We start from the raw sequence: 15,062 nt of genomic DNA, 5'->3' as shown, positions 1-15,062 counted from the left end.
AAAACTACCTGAAACTCACGTTCTCACCCGCCTGCGCGGTCGCTGCCTGCTCCAGCAGATCCCAGAACGTTTCGCCGCTGCGGTCGCAGATCCACTCGTCACCTTTTAGATCAAAGTGATAGCCGCCCTGTTTCGCCGCCAGCCACACCTGGTGAAGCGGCTCCTGACGGTTAATAATAATCTTGCTGCCGTTTTCGAAGCTTAAGGTCAGGATCCCTCCGTTGATTTCACAATCGATATCGCTGTCGCCGTCCCACTCGTCGATACGCTCTTCGATGGTCATCCACAGGGTATCGGCAAGGCGATGAAATTCACTGTCGTTCATGGTTTTATTCCTGTTTTTCGTGATGGCGGCAGTATAACGCTAAATAATTCCCGTTGCAGGAAAGCGGCAAACTCTTGCTTTTGTGTCTTCTCCTGCGATGATAGAAACAGATTTGAACTTACGGGCAACCTCTACATGAAAAACGTCTTTCGAACGCTTGCCGTTCTTGTCACTCTGTTTAGCCTGACCGGCTGTGGACTGAAGGGACCACTGTACTTCCCGCCAGAGGATAAAAACGCACCACCGCCGACAAAACCAGTGCAAAGTGGTATCGAGTCATCTACGCCGGATACCAACGATCGCGGCAATAACGGCGGCCCGACTCAGGTCAATCTCTGACGATTACGTTCTGTACCCGCGCAATGGAGCAAATGATGCAGTTCTCTAAAATGCATGGCCTTGGCAACGACTTTATGGTCGTCGACGCGGTAACGCAGAATGTCTTTTTCTCCCCGGAACTGATCCGTCGTCTGGCGGATCGGCACGTGGGCGTGGGGTTTGACCAGCTGCTGGTGGTGGAACCGCCTTACGATCCTGACCTGGACTTTCACTATCGCATTTTTAACGCCGACGGCAGCGAAGTTTCCCAGTGCGGCAACGGCGCGCGCTGTTTTGCCCGCTTTGTTCGGCTGAAAGGGCTGACCAACAAGCGCGATATCCGCGTCAGCACCGCCAATGGCCGGATGGTGCTCAGCGTCACCGACGACGAACTGGTGCGCGTGAACATGGGCGAGCCGAACTTCGAACCCGCTGCCGTGCCGTTTCGCGCCAACAAAGCGGAAAAGACCTATATTATGCGTGCCGCCGAGCAGACAGTATTGTGCGGCGTCGTCTCGATGGGTAACCCGCACTGCGTGATTCAGGTAGATGATGTGCAAACCGCGGCGGTTGAAACGCTCGGCCCGGTGCTGGAAAGCCACGAGCGCTTCCCGGAGCGGGCGAACATCGGTTTCATGCAGGTGGTGAAGCGTGAACACATTCGCCTGCGGGTTTACGAGCGCGGCGCGGGCGAAACCCAGGCCTGCGGAAGCGGTGCCTGTGCGGCGGTGGCCGTCGGAATCTCGCAGGGGTTACTGGCGGAAGAGGTTCGCGTGGAATTACCGGGCGGGCGTCTTGATATCGCCTGGAAAGGAGCGGGTCATCCACTGTACATGACTGGCCCGGCGACACATGTTTATGACGGGTTTATCCATCTATGAAGCAACCAGGGGAAGAACTGCGGGAACCTGTAACGGAGCTGGATGACAGCGCTGTTGTGGATTACCTGCTGCACAATCCTGAGTTTTTTATCCGCAATGCACGCGTCGTCGAAAGGATGCGCGTGCCGCATCCGGTTCGCGAGACCGTGTCGCTGGTTGAATGGCACATGGCGCGCTCGCGCAACCACATCAATCAGCTCGAAGAGAACATGACGCTGCTGATGGAGCAGGCCAGCAATAACGAAAGCCTGTTCTATCGTCTTCTGCACCTTCAGGCGCGTCTGGCTTCCGCGCACAGTCTCGAAGAGTTCCTCAACCGCTTCCACCGCTGGGCGCGCGAGCTGGGGCTGGCAGGCGCGACGATCCGTCTCTTTCCCGACCGCTGGCGCATTGGCGCGCCGTCCGGGTTTACCCATCTGGCGCTGAGCCGTCAGGCGTTTGAACCGCTGCGCATTCAGCGTCTGGGCCATGAGCACCACTATCTGGGGCCGCTTAACGGGCCAGAACTGCTGGTGGTGCTGCCGGAAGCCAAAGCTATCGGCTCGGTGGCGATGTCGCTGATGGGGCGCGATGGTGACCTGGGCGTGATGTTATTTACCAGCCGCGACGCGCATCACTATGAACAGGGGCAGGGCACGCAACTGTTGCAGGAGATCGCCCTGATGCTGCCTGAGCTGCTGGAGCGCTGGATTGAGCGCGTATGACGGACGGACTGCTCGCCACTGACGTCACCCGTTTTCTGCGCTATCTGGGCGTTGAGCGCCAGCTTAGCCCTATTACGCTGCTCAACTATCAGCGTCAGCTTGATGCCATCATGCAGATTGCCGATGAAATCGGCCTGAAAAGCTGGCAACAATGTGACGCCGCCACGGTTCGCGGCTTCGTTGTGCGTAGCCGTAAAAAAAACTTAAGCCCGGCGAGCCTGGCGCTCCGGCTCTCTGCCCTGCGCAGTTTCTTCGACTGGCTGGTCAGCCAGGGCGGTCTGAAAGCCAACCCGGCAAAAGGGATCGCCACGCCAAAGGCCCCGCGTCATCTGCCGAAAAATATCGACGTCGACGACGTAAACCGCCTGCTGGATATCGATCTCAACGATCCGCTGGCCGTGCGCGACCGCGCGATGCTGGAGGTGATGTACGGCGCGGGCCTGCGTCTCTCTGAGCTGGTGAACCTCGACTTAAAGCACCTCGATCTGGAATCTGGCGAAGTGTGGGTGATGGGCAAAGGCAGCAAAGAGCGCCGCCTGCCGATCGGCCGCAATGCGGTTTCCTGGATTGAGCACTGGCTGGATCTGCGCGGTCTGTTTGGCGCGGAAGAGGATGCGCTGTTCCTGTCGAAGCTCGGCAAGCGGATCTCGGCGCGTAACGTGCAGAAGCGCTTTGCGGAGTGGGGCATTAAGCAGGGGCTGAACAGCCACGTTCACCCGCATAAGCTGCGCCACTCTTTTGCGACGCACATGCTGGAATCAAGCGGCGACCTGCGCGGCGTACAGGAGCTGCTTGGTCACGCGAATCTGTCGACCACCCAAATCTATACCCACTTAGACTTCCAACACCTTGCCTCGGTGTATGACGCGGCGCATCCACGCGCCAAACGGGGGAAATAATGCGTTTTTACCGCCCACTCGGTCAGATCTCAGCCCTGACGTTTGATCTTGATGACACCCTTTACGACAACCGCCCAGTGATCCTGCGTACCGAGCAGGAGTCGCTGGCGTTTGTGCAAAACTACCATCCTGCGCTGAAAGCGATCCAGAACAAAGAGTTCCAGAAGCTGCGTCAGTCCCTGCGGGAAACCGAGCCGGAAATTTACCATGACGTGACCGAATGGCGCCGCCGTGCGGTTGAGCAGGCGATGCTCAATGCCGGCCTGAGCGCGCAGGACGCGGCCATGGGTGCCGAAGCGGCCATGGAAAATTTCGCCAAATGGCGCAGCCGCATCGATGTGCCGCAGGAGACCCACGACACGCTGGCGAAGCTCGCTGAAAAGTGGCCGCTGGTGGCCATCACCAACGGCAACGCTCAGCCTGAACTGTTTGGTCTGGGGAACTATTTTCAGTTCGTGCTGCGCGCGGGCCCGCACGGACGCTCGAAGCCGTTCAACGATATGTATCATCTGGCAGCGGAAAAACTGGATTTGCCGCTCGGTGAGATCCTGCACGTGGGCGACGACCTGACCACGGACGTCGCCGGGGCGATCCGCTGCGGCATGCAGGCCTGCTGGATCAAGCCGGAAAATGCCGATCTGATGACTACCCCGGATAGCCGTCTTCTGCCGCACGTGGAAATTTCACGGTTGGCATCCCTCACGACGCTGATATAATCATCAATTGTTCTGTATAAATTAACAGGGTTTTGGCGAATGGAAACATTTGCCCGCCCGACATGACGTGACGGTGCCAATGGACGTTTCTTACCTGCTCGACAGCCTTAATGACAAACAGCGTGACGCGGTTGCCGCCTCGCGTACAAACCTGCTGGTACTGGCTGGAGCGGGCAGTGGTAAGACGCGCGTGCTGGTTCACCGTATCGCCTGGCTACAGAGCGTGGAGAACTGCTCGCCGTACTCGATTATGGCCGTGACGTTCACCAACAAGGCGGCGGCGGAGATGCGCCACCGTATCGCACAGCTAATGGGTACCAGCCAGGGCGGCATGTGGGTTGGCACCTTCCACGGCCTGGCGCACCGTCTGCTGCGCGCGCACCATATGGACGCTAACCTGCCGCAGGATTTCCAGATCCTCGACAGCGAAGATCAGCTGCGCTTGCTGAAACGTCTGATCAAGGCGATGAACCTCGACGAGAAGCAGTGGCCGCCGCGTCAGGCGATGTGGTACATCAACGGTCAGAAAGACGAAGGGCTGCGTCCGCACCACATTCAAAGCTTCGGTAACCCGGTTGAGCAGACCTGGCAGAACGTCTACAAGGCCTATCAGGAAGCGTGCGATCGCGCCGGTCTGGTGGATTTCGCCGAACTGCTGCTGCGCGCCCACGAGCTGTGGCTCAACAAACCACATATCCTGCAACACTACCGTGAACGCTTCACCAACATTTTGGTGGACGAATTCCAGGATACCAACAACATTCAGTACGCGTGGATCCGCCTGCTGGCCGGGGATACCGGCAAGGTGATGATCGTGGGCGATGACGACCAATCTATCTACGGCTGGCGCGGCGCGCAGGTGGAGAACATCCAGCGCTTTCTCAACGATTTCCCCGGCGCGCAAACCATCCGTCTGGAGCAGAACTACCGTTCTACCAGCAACATACTGAGCGCGGCCAACGCCCTGATTGAGAACAACAACGGGCGACTGGGTAAAAAGCTGTGGACCGATGGCGTCGACGGCGAACCGATTTCGATTTACTGCGCCTTCAACGAGCTCGACGAAGCCCGCTTCGTGGTGAACCGCATTAAAACCTGGCAGGAGAACGGCGGTGCGCTGGAGCAGTGTGCCATTCTCTATCGCAGCAACGCCCAGTCGCGCGTGCTGGAAGAGGCGCTGTTGCAGGTGAGCATGCCGTACCGAATTTATGGCGGTATGCGCTTCTTCGAACGTCAGGAGATCAAAGATGCGCTCTCGTATTTGCGTCTGATTGCCAACCGTAACGACGATGCGGCGTTTGAGCGCGTGGTGAACACGCCGACGCGCGGCATCGGCGATCGTACGCTGGACGTGGTGCGTCAGGCCTCGCGCGATCGTCAGCTCACGCTATGGCAGGCATGCCGCGAGCTGTTACAGGAAAAAGCCCTCGCCGGGCGCGCCGCCAGCGCATTGCAGCGCTTCCTGGAGTTAATCGACGCGCTGGCGCAGGAAACGGCCGACATGCCGCTGCACGTCCAGACTGACCGGGTAATCAAAGATTCCGGCCTGCGCACCATGTACGAGCAGGAAAAAGGCGAGAAGGGCCAGACCCGTATTGAGAACTTAGAGGAGCTGGTGACGGCAACGCGCCAGTTCAGCTACAACGAAGAAGACGAAGACCTGATGCCGTTGCAGGCATTCCTCTCTCACGCCGCGCTGGAGGCGGGTGAAGGGCAGGCCGATACCTGGCAGGATGCGGTTCAGCTGATGACCCTGCACTCCGCGAAAGGTCTGGAGTTCCCGCAGGTGTTCATCGTCGGGATGGAAGAGGGGATGTTCCCGAGCCAGATGTCGCTGGATGAAGGCGGGCGTCTGGAAGAGGAGCGTCGTCTGGCCTACGTGGGTGTGACCCGTGCGATGCAGAAACTGACCCTGACCTACGCGGAAACCCGCCGCCTGTACGGGAAAGAGGTGTATCACCGTCCGTCGCGCTTTATCGGCGAACTGCCGGAAGAGTGTGTGGAAGAGGTGCGCCTGCGCGCCAGCATCAGCCGTCCGGTCAGTCATCAGCGTATGGGCTCGCCAATCTCGGAAACCGATACCGGTTACAAGCTGGGCCAGCGCGTGCGCCACTCGAAGTTTGGCGAAGGCACCATCGTCAATCTGGAAGGCAGCGGCGAGCACAGCCGTTTGCAGGTAGCGTTCCAGGGGCAGGGGATCAAATGGCTGGTGGCAGCCTATGCCAAGCTGGAAAGTGTGTAACTTTCAGAAAAATATCACTATTTTGTAATAATCTGCTAGCCTTATACGTTGAAGGTCAATTAATGCCCTTCAGCGTTCCGTTGCGTGTTGACGCCACAGTTATTGCTGGCGTAACATGCGCGCACGATTACGCTAAGAGGACATTCGCCTTGGACACACCCAGTAGATACTGGCTCAATTCCCTGTCATCCAGGAACAACTCCTAAGGCTATCTCCTCTTGCTGATGGCCTTAGTGGTTGTCAGCGACTGCATCATTCCCGTCGCGCTGAGTCAGGCTGTTTAATGGTCTGAAACCCAATTTGTTTCTGTGTGCCCACCGAACTGTCCGATATTTTTTGCATTGGGAGTCCCGGTCATGTTGAGCGCATTTCAACTCGAAAATAACCGACTGACTCGGCTTGAAGCCGAAGAGTCACAGCCCCTCATTGATGCCGTATGGGTGGATCTGGTCGAGCCGGACGACGATGAGCGCCTTCGCGTACAATCTGAACTGGGGCAAAGCCTGGCGACACGCCCGGAACTGGAAGACATCGAAGCATCCGCCCGTTTTTTTGAAGACGAAGACGGCCTGCACATTCACTCCTTCTTCTTCTTCGAAGATGCCGAAGACCACGCGGGGAACTCCACCGTGGCGTTTACCATCCGCGATGGCCGCCTGTTCACCCTGCGCGAGCGCGAACTGCCTGCGTTTCGTCTCTACCGCATGCGCGCCCGCAGCCAGGCGATGATGGACGGTAACGCCTATGAGCTGCTGCTGGATCTGTTCGAAACCAAAATCGAACAGCTGGCGGATGAAATCGAAAACATCTACAGCGACCTGGAAAAGCTGAGCCGCGTGATCATGGAAGGCCATCAGGGCGATGAGTACGACGAAGCGTTGTCCACGCTTGCAGAGCTGGAAGATATCGGCTGGAAGGTGCGTTTGTGTCTGATGGATACCCAGCGCGCGCTGAACTTCCTGGTTCGCAAGGCGCGTCTGCCGGGCGGTCAGCTGGAGCAGGCGCGTGAGATCTTACGCGATATCGAATCCCTGCTACCGCACAACGAATCCCTGTTCCAGAAGGTCAACTTCCTGATGCAGGCGGCAATGGGCTTTATCAACATCGAGCAGAACCGCATCATCAAGATCTTCTCGGTGGTTTCCGTGGTGTTCCTGCCGCCGACGCTGGTGGCATCCAGCTACGGGATGAACTTTGAGTTTATGCCGGAGCTGAAGTGGAGCTTTGGCTACCCGGGGGCGATTATCTTTATGATCCTCGCCGGGCTGGCGCCGTACCTGTACTTCAAGCGGAAGAACTGGTTGTAAAAATCAGGCGGGTGGCGCTGCGCTTACCCGCCCTACAAAGCACCTAAATGCCTCTGCGAGTCCTGCGCTGGGTATAAATTGCATCCGCAACGAAAATCGCCAGCGCCACCCAGATAAAGGCAAACGTCACCATCTTATCCGCACCCGGCACCTCGCCGTAAAACACCACCGCCAGCAGGAACATCAGCGTCGGGCCGATGTACTGGAAGAAGCCAAGCGTCGAGAGACGCAGACGCGTTGCCGCGCCGGTGAAGCACAGCAGGGGAATCGTCGTGACCACGCCTGCCGCCATCAGCATCAGGTTCAGCGACCATGGGTTGCTGCCCATGTGGCTGGTGGCGCTGTCGGCAATACCGAACAGGTAGATCGCGGCGACAGGCAGCAGCCACAGGGTTTCAAACAGCATTCCCGTCTGCGCTTCCACGGCGATTTTTTTACGCACCAGGCCGTAGAAGGCAAAGCTGAACGCCAGCCCCAGGGCGATAACCGGCAGTGAACCGAAGGTCCACAGCTGCACCAGCACGCCGCAGAGGGCCAGAATCACCGCCACCCACTGCATCCGGCGGAAACGTTCGCCGAGGAAAATCATCCCCAGCACGATGTTCACCAGCGGGTTAATGAAGTAGCCCAGGCTGGCTTCGAGCATGTGATGGTTATTCACCGCCCAGATAAACAGCAGCCAGTTTCCGCCAATCAGCACCGCAGAGAGGGCAAGCAGGAAGACCTTCTTCGGGGTTTTTAGCAGCGTTTTGACGCCTGACCACTGACGGCTGATGCTCATCAGCGCGATCATAAAGAAAAACGACCAGATGACGCGGTGAGTGAGGATCTCGTCCGCCGGGACATAGGCGATAAGCTTGAAGTACGCCGGTGCGATACCCCAAATAAAATAAGCGGCAAGGGCGAGTAAAACGCCCTGCCGCGTCTGTTTAGCATCCATCGGGAAAATCCGTTACAAAAAAGTGAAGTAATTTTACCCGAATTTGCCGTCTCAACCCACCATATAAGTGGCGGTTGCGCTGGCGATATAAACCTGCTCCTCGTTATGCAGCTCAACGCGGGCGACGGCAACTTTATTCCCGGCGCGCAGCAGGCTGCTGGTGCAGGTGAAGCGGTTTCCGCGTCCCGGTCGCAGATAGTCGACGCGTAAATCGATGGTGCCCATGCGCGACAGGCGCTGGCGTAATTCATCTTCGTTGATGGTGTCATGGCGCGTCAGCGTGCTGCCCACGCACACCAGACCGGCCGCCACGTCCAGCGCAGAGGCAATCACCCCGCCGTGCAAAATGCTTTGCGCCCAGTTACCGACCATCATTGGCTGATTATTGAAACTCAGCTGAGCGAAGTCTTTTTCGTATCGCTCCAGCTCAAGACCCAGTGCACGGTTGAATGGCATGTGGTACACAAAAATCTCGCCCACGAGCTTTAAGGTTTCTTCGGCGGTGAGTGTGGCTGACATCTGACGTGGCATCCTTGTTGTTAACAAAATGTTGATTTTATGCTTCAGGATAAAGGAATGCCACTTTAAGAAACGAGGAAGCGGAAGTTATCGCAGAAGTCTGTAGAATGCCCGGACAAAACTATTCATTAAATGTCACAATTTCAGGAGAACACCACCGATGCGGACGTATCTGGGTTGGTTACTGGCGGCGGTTGCGCTGCCCCTCACAGCATATGCGCAGGAAGCGACGATCAAAGAAGTGCATGATAAACCTGCCGTTCAGGGCAGCATCATCGCCAATATGCTTCAGGAGCATGACAATCCGTTCACGCTCTACCCCTATGACACAAACTACGTGATCTATACCCAGACCAGCGATCTCAACAAAGAGGCGATAAGCTCCTATAACTGGTCTGACAATGCGCGTAAAGATGAGGTGAAGTTCCAGCTCAGCCTGGCCTTCCCGTTATGGCGCGGCATCCTGGGGCCGAACTCGGTGCTTGGTGCATCTTACACGCAGAAGTCATGGTGGCAGCTCTCCAACAGCGGGGAATCTTCACCGTTCCGCGAAACCAACTATGAACCGCAGCTGTTCCTCGGTTTCGCCACTGATTATGAGTTTGCAGGCTGGACGCTGCGAGACGTGGAGGTGGGCTATAACCACGATTCCAACGGTCGTTCCGACCCAACCTCACGCAGCTGGAATCGCGTTTATACGCGTCTGATGGCGCAGAACGGCAATTTCATGGTGGAAGTGAAGCCGTGGTACGTGGTGGGCAGCACCGATGACAACCCTGATATCACCAAATACATGGGCTATTATCAGCTTAAAGTGGGCTATCAGCTGGGTGACGCGGTGCTGAGCGCCAAAGGGCAGTATAACTGGAATACCGGCTACGGCGGCGCAGAGCTGGGCCTGAGCTATCCGGTGACGAAGCACGTTCGTCTCTATACCCAGGTGTATAGCGGTTATGGCGAATCGCTGATCGACTATAACTTCAACCAGACCCGCGTTGGTGTGGGCGTCATGCTGAACGATATTTTCTAAGCTGCTCGAATGTTTTTGCGTTAAACGTTGAAGTTTCTCTCTCAGGCGCTGAAAATAGCGCCTGTTTCATTTCTGGCATATGGGGTTAACGTGGCGCAGGCGGAAGTATTGAATCAGGAATCGCTGGCTAAACAGGTTTTGCATGAAACCTTTGGCTACCAGCAGTTCCGTCCTGGCCAGGAAACCATCATTGAAACCGTGCTGGAAGGCCGCGATTGCCTGGTGGTCATGCCGACCGGCGGCGGAAAATCGCTCTGCTATCAGGTGCCCGCGCTGGTACTTAATGGCCTGACGGTTGTGGTCTCCCCCCTTATTTCCCTGATGAAAGACCAGGTCGACCAGCTGCTTGCCAACGGCGTGGCGGCGGCCTGTCTTAACTCGACGCAAACCCGCGAGCAGCAGCAAGAGGTGATGGCCGGGTGCCGCACCGGGCAGATCCGCCTGCTGTATATCGCGCCAGAGCGCCTGATGCTGGACAACTTCCTCGACCACCTGGCGCACTGGAACCCGGTGCTGCTGGCGGTGGATGAAGCGCACTGTATCTCCCAGTGGGGGCACGATTTCCGCCCGGAATATGCCGCCCTCGGCCAGCTGCGTCAGCGCTTCCCTGAGCTGCCGTTTATGGCGCTTACCGCCACGGCGGATGACACCACGCGTCAGGATATCGTTCGCCTGCTGGGGCTGAAAGACCCCTATATTCAGGTCAGCAGCTTCGACCGGCCGAACATCCGCTATATGCTGATGGAAAAATTCAAGCCGCTGGATCAGCTCCTGCGCTACGTGCAGGAGCAGCGCGGCAAGTCCGGCATCATCTACTGCAACAGCCGCGCGAAGGTGGAAGACACCGCTGCGCGTCTGCAAAATCGCGGCTTTAGCGCGGCGGCATACCATGCCGGGTTAGAAAACCACATCCGCGCCGACGTTCAGGAAAAATTCCAGCGCGACGACCTGCAAATCGTGGTCGCAACGGTGGCGTTCGGGATGGGGATCAACAAGCCTAACGTGCGCTTTGTGGTGCACTTTGATATCCCGCGCAATATCGAATCCTACTATCAGGAAACCGGCCGCGCCGGGCGTGATGGCCTGCCTGCGGAAGCGATGCTGTTTTACGATCCGGCGGATATGGCGTGGCTGCGCCGCTGTCTCGAGGAGAAACCGCAGGGGCAGTTGCAGGATATCGAACGCCACAAGCTTAACGCGATGGGTGCCTTCGCCGAAGCGCAAACCTGCCGCCGTCTGGTGCTGCTCAACTACTTTGGTGAAGGGCGTCAGGCGCCGTGCGGCAACTGCGATATCTGCCTCGACCCGCCGAAGCAGTACGACGGTCTGATGGACGCGCGCAAAGCGCTCTCGACTATCGGACGCGTGAACCAGCGCTTTGGGATGGGCTACGTCGTCGAAGTGCTGCGCGGGGCTAACAACCAGCGTATCCGCGACATGGGGCACGACAAGCTCCCGGTTTACGGCATCGGGAAAGACCAGAGCCACGAGCACTGGGTAAGCATCATCCGCCAGCTGATCCATCTCGGCTTTGCCACGCAAAATATTGCTCAGCACTCTGCGCTTCAGCTTACCGAAGCGGCGCGACCGGTCCTGCGTGGTGAGGTTGAACTGAAGCTCGCCGTTCCGCGCGTCGTCGCCCTGAAGCCGCGCGTGATGCAGAAATCCTACGGCGGCAACTACGATCGCAAGCTGTTCGCCAAGCTGCGCAAGCTGCGTAAAGCCATTGCCGATGAAGAGAACATCCCGCCATACGTGGTGTTCAATGACGCGACGCTGATCGAGATGGCCGAGCAAATGCCACTCAGCGCCAGCGAGATGCTCAGCGTCAACGGCGTCGGCACGCGCAAACTGGAGCGCTTTGGTAAAGAGTTTATGGCGCTTATCCGTTCCCACGCTGATGGTGATGATGAGGAGTAGTCAGCCGGGCGAAAAAGTGCCAGGATGATGACTCACTACATTATTTCCCCGCGAGCTAATTATGTTAATGCTATTTCTCACCGTGGCGTTAGTGCACATCGTTGCGCTGATGAGCCCTGGCCCTGACTTCTTCTTCGTGTCACAAACGGCCGTCAGCCGCTCCCGCAAAGAGGCGATGATGGGTGTGCTCGGTATCACCATGGGCGTTATGGTCTGGGCGGCGGTTGCGCTGCTTGGTCTGAACCTGATCCTGGCGAAAATGGCGTGGCTGCATAACATCATCATGGTTGGCGGCGGTCTGTACCTGTGCTGGATGGGCTACCAGATGCTGCGCGGGGCGCTGAAGAAAGAAGAGAAAAAGCCGGAAGAGCCAAAGGTTGAGCTGGCAACGGGTGGCCGTAGCTTTGTGAAAGGGCTGCTGACTAACCTGGCGAACCCGAAAGCGATTATTTACTTCGGCTCTGTGTTCTCGCTGTTTGTGGGGGATAACGTCGGTGCGGGCGCGCGCTGGGGGATCTTCCTGCTAATCGTTGTTGAGACGTTCGCCTGGTTTACCGTTGTGGCAAGCCTGTTTGCTTTACCGGCGATGCGTCGCGGCTACCAGCGCATCGCGAAGTGGATCGACGGCTTTGCCGGCGCACTGTTCGCCGGCTTCGGCATTCATCTCATCATTTCTCGCTAAGCATGACGCGCTGACGCAAGCAGCGCGCCAACCAGCATAAACAGCGAACCAAAGACTTTGTTCAGGGCCTTCATCTGCTTAGGCCCTTTGATCCACGCCGCAATTCGCTGCGCCAGCGTCGCGTAACCAATCATCACAATGATATCGACAATAATGGTGGTCGCGCCCAGCACCACGTACTGCATCACCTGGGGCTGATGCGGCACGATAAACTGCGGGAACAGGGCGGCGAGGAACACAATGCTTTTCGGGTTGGTCAGGTTAACGAATACCGCGCGCTTAAACAGGTGGCCGCGTGTTTGCGTCCGGGAGAGCGTATGCAGATCAATCGAGCCTGCGGCGCGCCACTGTTGAATACCCAGCCAGATAAGATACGCTGCGCCAGCCCATTTCAGCACCTCGAAGGCCAGCACCGAACGGGAGAACAGCGTGCCCAGACCAATCCCCACCAGCACAATGTGAATGCCAAGCCCTGTCTGTAAACCGGCAATTGACGCCGCCGCGCCGCGATAGCCGTGATTAATGGAGGTGGTCATGGTGTTGATTGCGCCCGAGCCAGGTGAAAGGCTGAGGATGATGGATGTCAGCAGGTAAGCGAACCACCACTCGAAGGTCATTTGAAACTCCCGGATCGTCTGTTTTTATGCCACAATACGCTATTGTTGAGTCATTTTGTGACCGGTGACGAAAAAAACGATATTCCCTGAATTACGGGGGGTGGAAACCCAATGTTTCAGCAGAAAAAGGACTGGGAAACACGAGAAAACGCATTTGCTGCTTTCTCCATGGGGCCGCTGACCGATTTCTGGCGCCAGCGTGAGGAAGATGAGTTTATGGGCGTCGGGGATATCCCGGTACGCTTCGTTCGTTTCCATGATGAAAAAAATGACCGGGTGATTGTGGTTTGCCCCGGGCGCATCGAAAGCTATATCAAATATGCCGAGCTGGCGTATGACCTGTTCCATCTGGGCTTTGATGTGTTAATTATCGACCATCGCGGGCAGGGGCTTTCCGGCCGGATGCTGCCGGATACCCATCGCGGCCACGTGGATAACTTCAGCGATTACGTCGACGATCTGGCCGCGTTCTGGCAGCAGGAAGTGCAGCCCGGACCGTGGCGCAAGCGTTATATTCTTGCCCACTCCATGGGGGGCGCGATCTCGACGTTGTTTTTGCAGCGCCATAAGCACCAGTGCGACGCCATTGCGCTGACCGCGCCGATGTACGGCATTGTGATACGTTTTCCTGACTGGATGGTGCGCCATCTTCTCGACTGGGCTGAGGGCCATCAGCGCATTCGTGAAGGCTATGCCATAGGAACAGGACGCTGGCGGGCGTTGCCGTTTGCCATCAACGTGTTAACCCACAGTCGGCAGCGTTATCGCCGCAACCTGCGTTTTTATGCCGATGAACCGCGTCTGCGGGTCGGCGGCCCCACCTGGCACTGGGTGCGGGAAGGTATTCATGCCGGTGAGCAGGTGCTGGCGGGCGTAGGCGATGATGACACGCCGACGCTCCTGATCCAGGCGGAAGAAGAGCGTGTGGTGGATAACCGCATGCATGACCGCTATTGTGAACTTCGCGCCGCGGCGGGCCATCCCTGTGAAGGGGGTAAACCGCTGGTCATCAACGGTGCGTACCATGAGATCCTTTTTGAAAAGGACGCTATGCGCTCAGTCGCGCTCAACGCCATTGTTGAATTTTTCAACAGGCATAACTGATTATTGTTTTCCACCAGAGGTTGAAATCCCTATGTACCAGGTTGTTGCATCTGATTTAGATGGCACGCTGCTTTCCCCCGACCACACACTGTCGCCTTATGCGAAAGAGACCTTAAAACTCCTGACTGCCCGTGGCGTGAACTTTGTGTTCGCCACCGGCCGCCACCACGTGGACGTGGGGCAGATCCGCGATAACCTGGAGATCAAGTCGTACATGATCACCTCCAACGGTGCGCGCGTACACGACACGGACGGCAACCTGATTTTTACCCACAATCTCGATCGCGACATCGCCACTGATTTGTTCGGCATTGTGCATAACAACCCGGATATCGTCACTAACGTTTACCGCGACGACGAGTGGTTTATGAACCGTCATCGCCCGGACGAAATGCGTTTCTTCAAGGAAGCCGTCTTCAACTACTCCCTGTATGAACCGGGTTTGCTGGATCCTGAAGGGATCAGCAAGGTGTTCTTTACCTGCGAAAGTCACGAAGCGCTGCTTCCGCTGGAGCAGGCGATCAACGCCCGCTGGGGAGACCGCGTGAACGTGAGCTTCTCCACGCTGACTTGTCTGGAAGTGATGGCGGGCGGGGTGTCCAAAGGTCACGCGCTGGAAGCGGTCGCGAAGCGTCTGGGCTTTGATCTGAAAGACTGCATCGCGTTCGGCGATGGCATGAACGATGCCGAGATGCTCTCCATGGCGGGCAAAGGCTGCATCATGCAGAACGCGCACCAGCGCCTGAAAGATCTGCACCCGGAGCTGGAAGTGATTGGCACCAACGCAGACAACGCGGTACCTAAGTATTTGCGCAAACTGTTCCTTGAATAATCTTCATTTGATTATTTATTGTTCAG

At 57.2% G+C, this 15,062-nt stretch carries 17 protein-coding genes; 13 read left to right on the top strand and 4 right to left on the bottom strand.

The window, feature by feature from the left end; genetic code table 11:
* Positions 1 to 4 precede the first annotated feature (4 nt).
* Positions 5 to 325, bottom strand: coding sequence for an iron donor protein CyaY (gene cyaY / locus ACOTZP_RS16645; protein ID WP_032626549.1), 321 nt, complete (start codon positions 323 to 325; stop codon positions 5 to 7).
* A 135-nt stretch (positions 326 to 460) separates the two neighbouring features.
* On the opposite strand from cyaY, the gene lptM reads away from it, so the two are divergent.
* From lptM to corA, 8 genes are all read left to right on the top strand, one after another.
* Complete coding sequence (gene lptM / locus ACOTZP_RS16640; RefSeq protein WP_006812373.1) at positions 461 to 664, top strand: LPS translocon maturation chaperone LptM; 204 nt, start codon at positions 461 to 463, stop codon at positions 662 to 664.
* Positions 665 to 699: 35 nt separating this feature from the next.
* Entirely contained in the window at positions 700 to 1,524 is an 825-nt protein-coding gene (gene dapF, locus ACOTZP_RS16635; RefSeq protein WP_023299045.1) for a diaminopimelate epimerase, read from the top strand.
* On the top strand, positions 1,521 to 2,228 hold the full coding sequence (locus ACOTZP_RS16630) for a DUF484 domain-containing protein (protein ID WP_023295731.1): 708 nt from the start codon (positions 1,521 to 1,523) through the stop codon (positions 2,226 to 2,228). The genes dapF and ACOTZP_RS16630 overlap by 4 nt, the downstream gene beginning before the upstream one ends.
* Complete coding sequence (gene xerC / locus ACOTZP_RS16625) at positions 2,225 to 3,127, top strand: tyrosine recombinase XerC (protein WP_022646663.1); 903 nt, start codon at positions 2,225 to 2,227, stop codon at positions 3,125 to 3,127. Before ACOTZP_RS16630 ends, xerC begins: the two co-directional genes overlap by 4 nt.
* Positions 3,127 to 3,843, top strand: a complete 717-nt coding sequence (gene yigB / locus ACOTZP_RS16620) for a 5-amino-6-(5-phospho-D-ribitylamino)uracil phosphatase YigB (protein WP_022646664.1) — start codon at positions 3,127 to 3,129, stop codon at positions 3,841 to 3,843. Before xerC ends, yigB begins: the two co-directional genes overlap by 1 nt.
* A 79-nt stretch (positions 3,844 to 3,922) precedes the next feature.
* Entirely contained in the window at positions 3,923 to 6,085 is a 2,163-nt protein-coding gene (uvrD, locus tag ACOTZP_RS16615; protein WP_017383586.1) for a DNA helicase II, read from the top strand.
* A gap of 149 nt (positions 6,086 to 6,234) precedes the next feature.
* Positions 6,235 to 6,291, top strand: coding sequence for a YsgD/CorL family protein (ysgD, locus tag ACOTZP_RS16610; protein ID WP_212743980.1), 57 nt, complete (start codon positions 6,235 to 6,237; stop codon positions 6,289 to 6,291).
* Between the two features lie 150 nt (positions 6,292 to 6,441).
* Complete coding sequence (gene corA, locus ACOTZP_RS16605; RefSeq protein ID WP_003860807.1) at positions 6,442 to 7,392, top strand: magnesium/cobalt transporter CorA; 951 nt, start codon at positions 6,442 to 6,444, stop codon at positions 7,390 to 7,392.
* Positions 7,393 to 7,435: 43 nt separating this feature from the next.
* Here corA and rarD read toward each other — a convergent pair whose 3' ends face one another.
* Both rarD and yigI read right to left on the bottom strand, forming a co-directional pair.
* Positions 7,436 to 8,332, bottom strand: coding sequence for an EamA family transporter RarD (gene rarD / locus ACOTZP_RS16600; RefSeq protein WP_023299047.1), 897 nt, complete (start codon positions 8,330 to 8,332; stop codon positions 7,436 to 7,438).
* Positions 8,333 to 8,383: 51 nt separating this feature from the next.
* The gene (gene yigI / locus ACOTZP_RS16595) at positions 8,384 to 8,851 is read right to left on the bottom strand and encodes an acyl-CoA thioesterase YigI (RefSeq protein WP_006812366.1); all 468 of its coding nucleotides are present in this window, start codon (positions 8,849 to 8,851) and stop codon (positions 8,384 to 8,386) included.
* A 160-nt stretch (positions 8,852 to 9,011) separates the two neighbouring features.
* Here yigI and pldA point away from each other — a divergent pair, with 160 nt between their 5' ends.
* The 3 genes from pldA (at position 9,012) to rhtC (ending at position 12,483) form a co-directional block, all read left to right on the top strand.
* Positions 9,012 to 9,881 (top strand): phospholipase A, encoded by an 870-nt coding sequence (gene pldA, locus ACOTZP_RS16590; RefSeq protein ID WP_022646666.1) that lies wholly within the window; start codon positions 9,012 to 9,014, stop codon positions 9,879 to 9,881.
* A gap of 90 nt (positions 9,882 to 9,971) precedes the next feature.
* Complete coding sequence (gene recQ / locus ACOTZP_RS16585; protein ID WP_032626543.1) at positions 9,972 to 11,801, top strand: ATP-dependent DNA helicase RecQ; 1,830 nt, start codon at positions 9,972 to 9,974, stop codon at positions 11,799 to 11,801.
* Between the two features lie 61 nt (positions 11,802 to 11,862).
* Positions 11,863 to 12,483, top strand: a complete 621-nt coding sequence (rhtC, locus tag ACOTZP_RS16580; protein WP_006179256.1) for a threonine export protein RhtC — start codon at positions 11,863 to 11,865, stop codon at positions 12,481 to 12,483.
* Here rhtC and rhtB read toward each other — a convergent pair.
* Positions 12,480 to 13,100, bottom strand: coding sequence for a homoserine/homoserine lactone efflux protein (rhtB, locus tag ACOTZP_RS16575; protein WP_006812363.1), 621 nt, complete (start codon positions 13,098 to 13,100; stop codon positions 12,480 to 12,482). The genes rhtC and rhtB overlap by 4 nt on opposite strands.
* A 111-nt stretch (positions 13,101 to 13,211) precedes the next feature.
* On the opposite strand from rhtB, the gene pldB reads away from it, so the two are divergent.
* Both pldB and yigL read left to right on the top strand, forming a co-directional pair.
* Positions 13,212 to 14,204 carry a lysophospholipase L2 gene (pldB, locus tag ACOTZP_RS16570; RefSeq protein WP_022646668.1) on the top strand — a complete coding sequence of 331 codons (993 nt, stop codon included), beginning with the start codon at positions 13,212 to 13,214 and terminating at the stop codon, positions 14,202 to 14,204.
* A gap of 31 nt (positions 14,205 to 14,235) precedes the next feature.
* Positions 14,236 to 15,036, top strand: coding sequence for a sugar/pyridoxal phosphate phosphatase YigL (gene yigL / locus ACOTZP_RS16565; RefSeq protein ID WP_023299050.1), 801 nt, complete (start codon positions 14,236 to 14,238; stop codon positions 15,034 to 15,036).
* The last annotated feature ends 26 nt before the right edge of the window (positions 15,037 to 15,062 follow it).

The organism is Enterobacter cloacae complex sp. SYL001 (genome assembly GCF_049237025.1).
GTDB classification, from domain to species: domain Bacteria; phylum Pseudomonadota; class Gammaproteobacteria; order Enterobacterales; family Enterobacteriaceae; genus Enterobacter; species Enterobacter intestinihominis.
The sequence above is the reverse complement of the archived record's forward strand: the minus strand, read 5'-3'. Positions and strand labels throughout refer to the sequence as shown.

Excerpts from the sequence above, each read along its gene's own strand:
- lptM (WP_006812373.1), top strand. The coding sequence starts at position 461 with ATGAAAAACGTCTTTCGAACGCTTGCCGTTCTTGTCACTCTGTTTAGC.
- rarD (WP_023299047.1), bottom strand. The coding sequence starts at position 8,332 with ATGGATGCTAAACAGACGCGGCAGGGCGTTTTACTCGCCCTTGCCGCT.
- xerC (WP_022646663.1), top strand. The coding sequence starts at position 2,225 with ATGACGGACGGACTGCTCGCCACTGACGTCACCCGTTTTCTGCGCTAT.
- corA (WP_003860807.1), top strand. The coding sequence starts at position 6,442 with ATGTTGAGCGCATTTCAACTCGAAAATAACCGACTGACTCGGCTTGAA.
- dapF (WP_023299045.1), top strand. The coding sequence starts at position 700 with ATGCAGTTCTCTAAAATGCATGGCCTTGGCAACGACTTTATGGTCGTC.
- yigB (WP_022646664.1), top strand. The coding sequence starts at position 3,127 with ATGCGTTTTTACCGCCCACTCGGTCAGATCTCAGCCCTGACGTTTGAT.
- yigI (WP_006812366.1), bottom strand. The coding sequence starts at position 8,851 with ATGTCAGCCACACTCACCGCCGAAGAAACCTTAAAGCTCGTGGGCGAG.
- pldB (WP_022646668.1), top strand. The coding sequence starts at position 13,212 with ATGTTTCAGCAGAAAAAGGACTGGGAAACACGAGAAAACGCATTTGCT.
- yigL (WP_023299050.1), top strand. The coding sequence starts at position 14,236 with ATGTACCAGGTTGTTGCATCTGATTTAGATGGCACGCTGCTTTCCCCC.
- ACOTZP_RS16630 (WP_023295731.1), top strand. The coding sequence starts at position 1,521 with ATGAAGCAACCAGGGGAAGAACTGCGGGAACCTGTAACGGAGCTGGAT.
- rhtB (WP_006812363.1), bottom strand. The coding sequence starts at position 13,100 with ATGACCTTCGAGTGGTGGTTCGCTTACCTGCTGACATCCATCATCCTC.
- rhtC (WP_006179256.1), top strand. The coding sequence starts at position 11,863 with ATGTTAATGCTATTTCTCACCGTGGCGTTAGTGCACATCGTTGCGCTG.
- uvrD (WP_017383586.1), top strand. The coding sequence starts at position 3,923 with ATGGACGTTTCTTACCTGCTCGACAGCCTTAATGACAAACAGCGTGAC.
- pldA (WP_022646666.1), top strand. The coding sequence starts at position 9,012 with ATGCGGACGTATCTGGGTTGGTTACTGGCGGCGGTTGCGCTGCCCCTC.
- cyaY (WP_032626549.1), bottom strand. The coding sequence starts at position 325 with ATGAACGACAGTGAATTTCATCGCCTTGCCGATACCCTGTGGATGACC.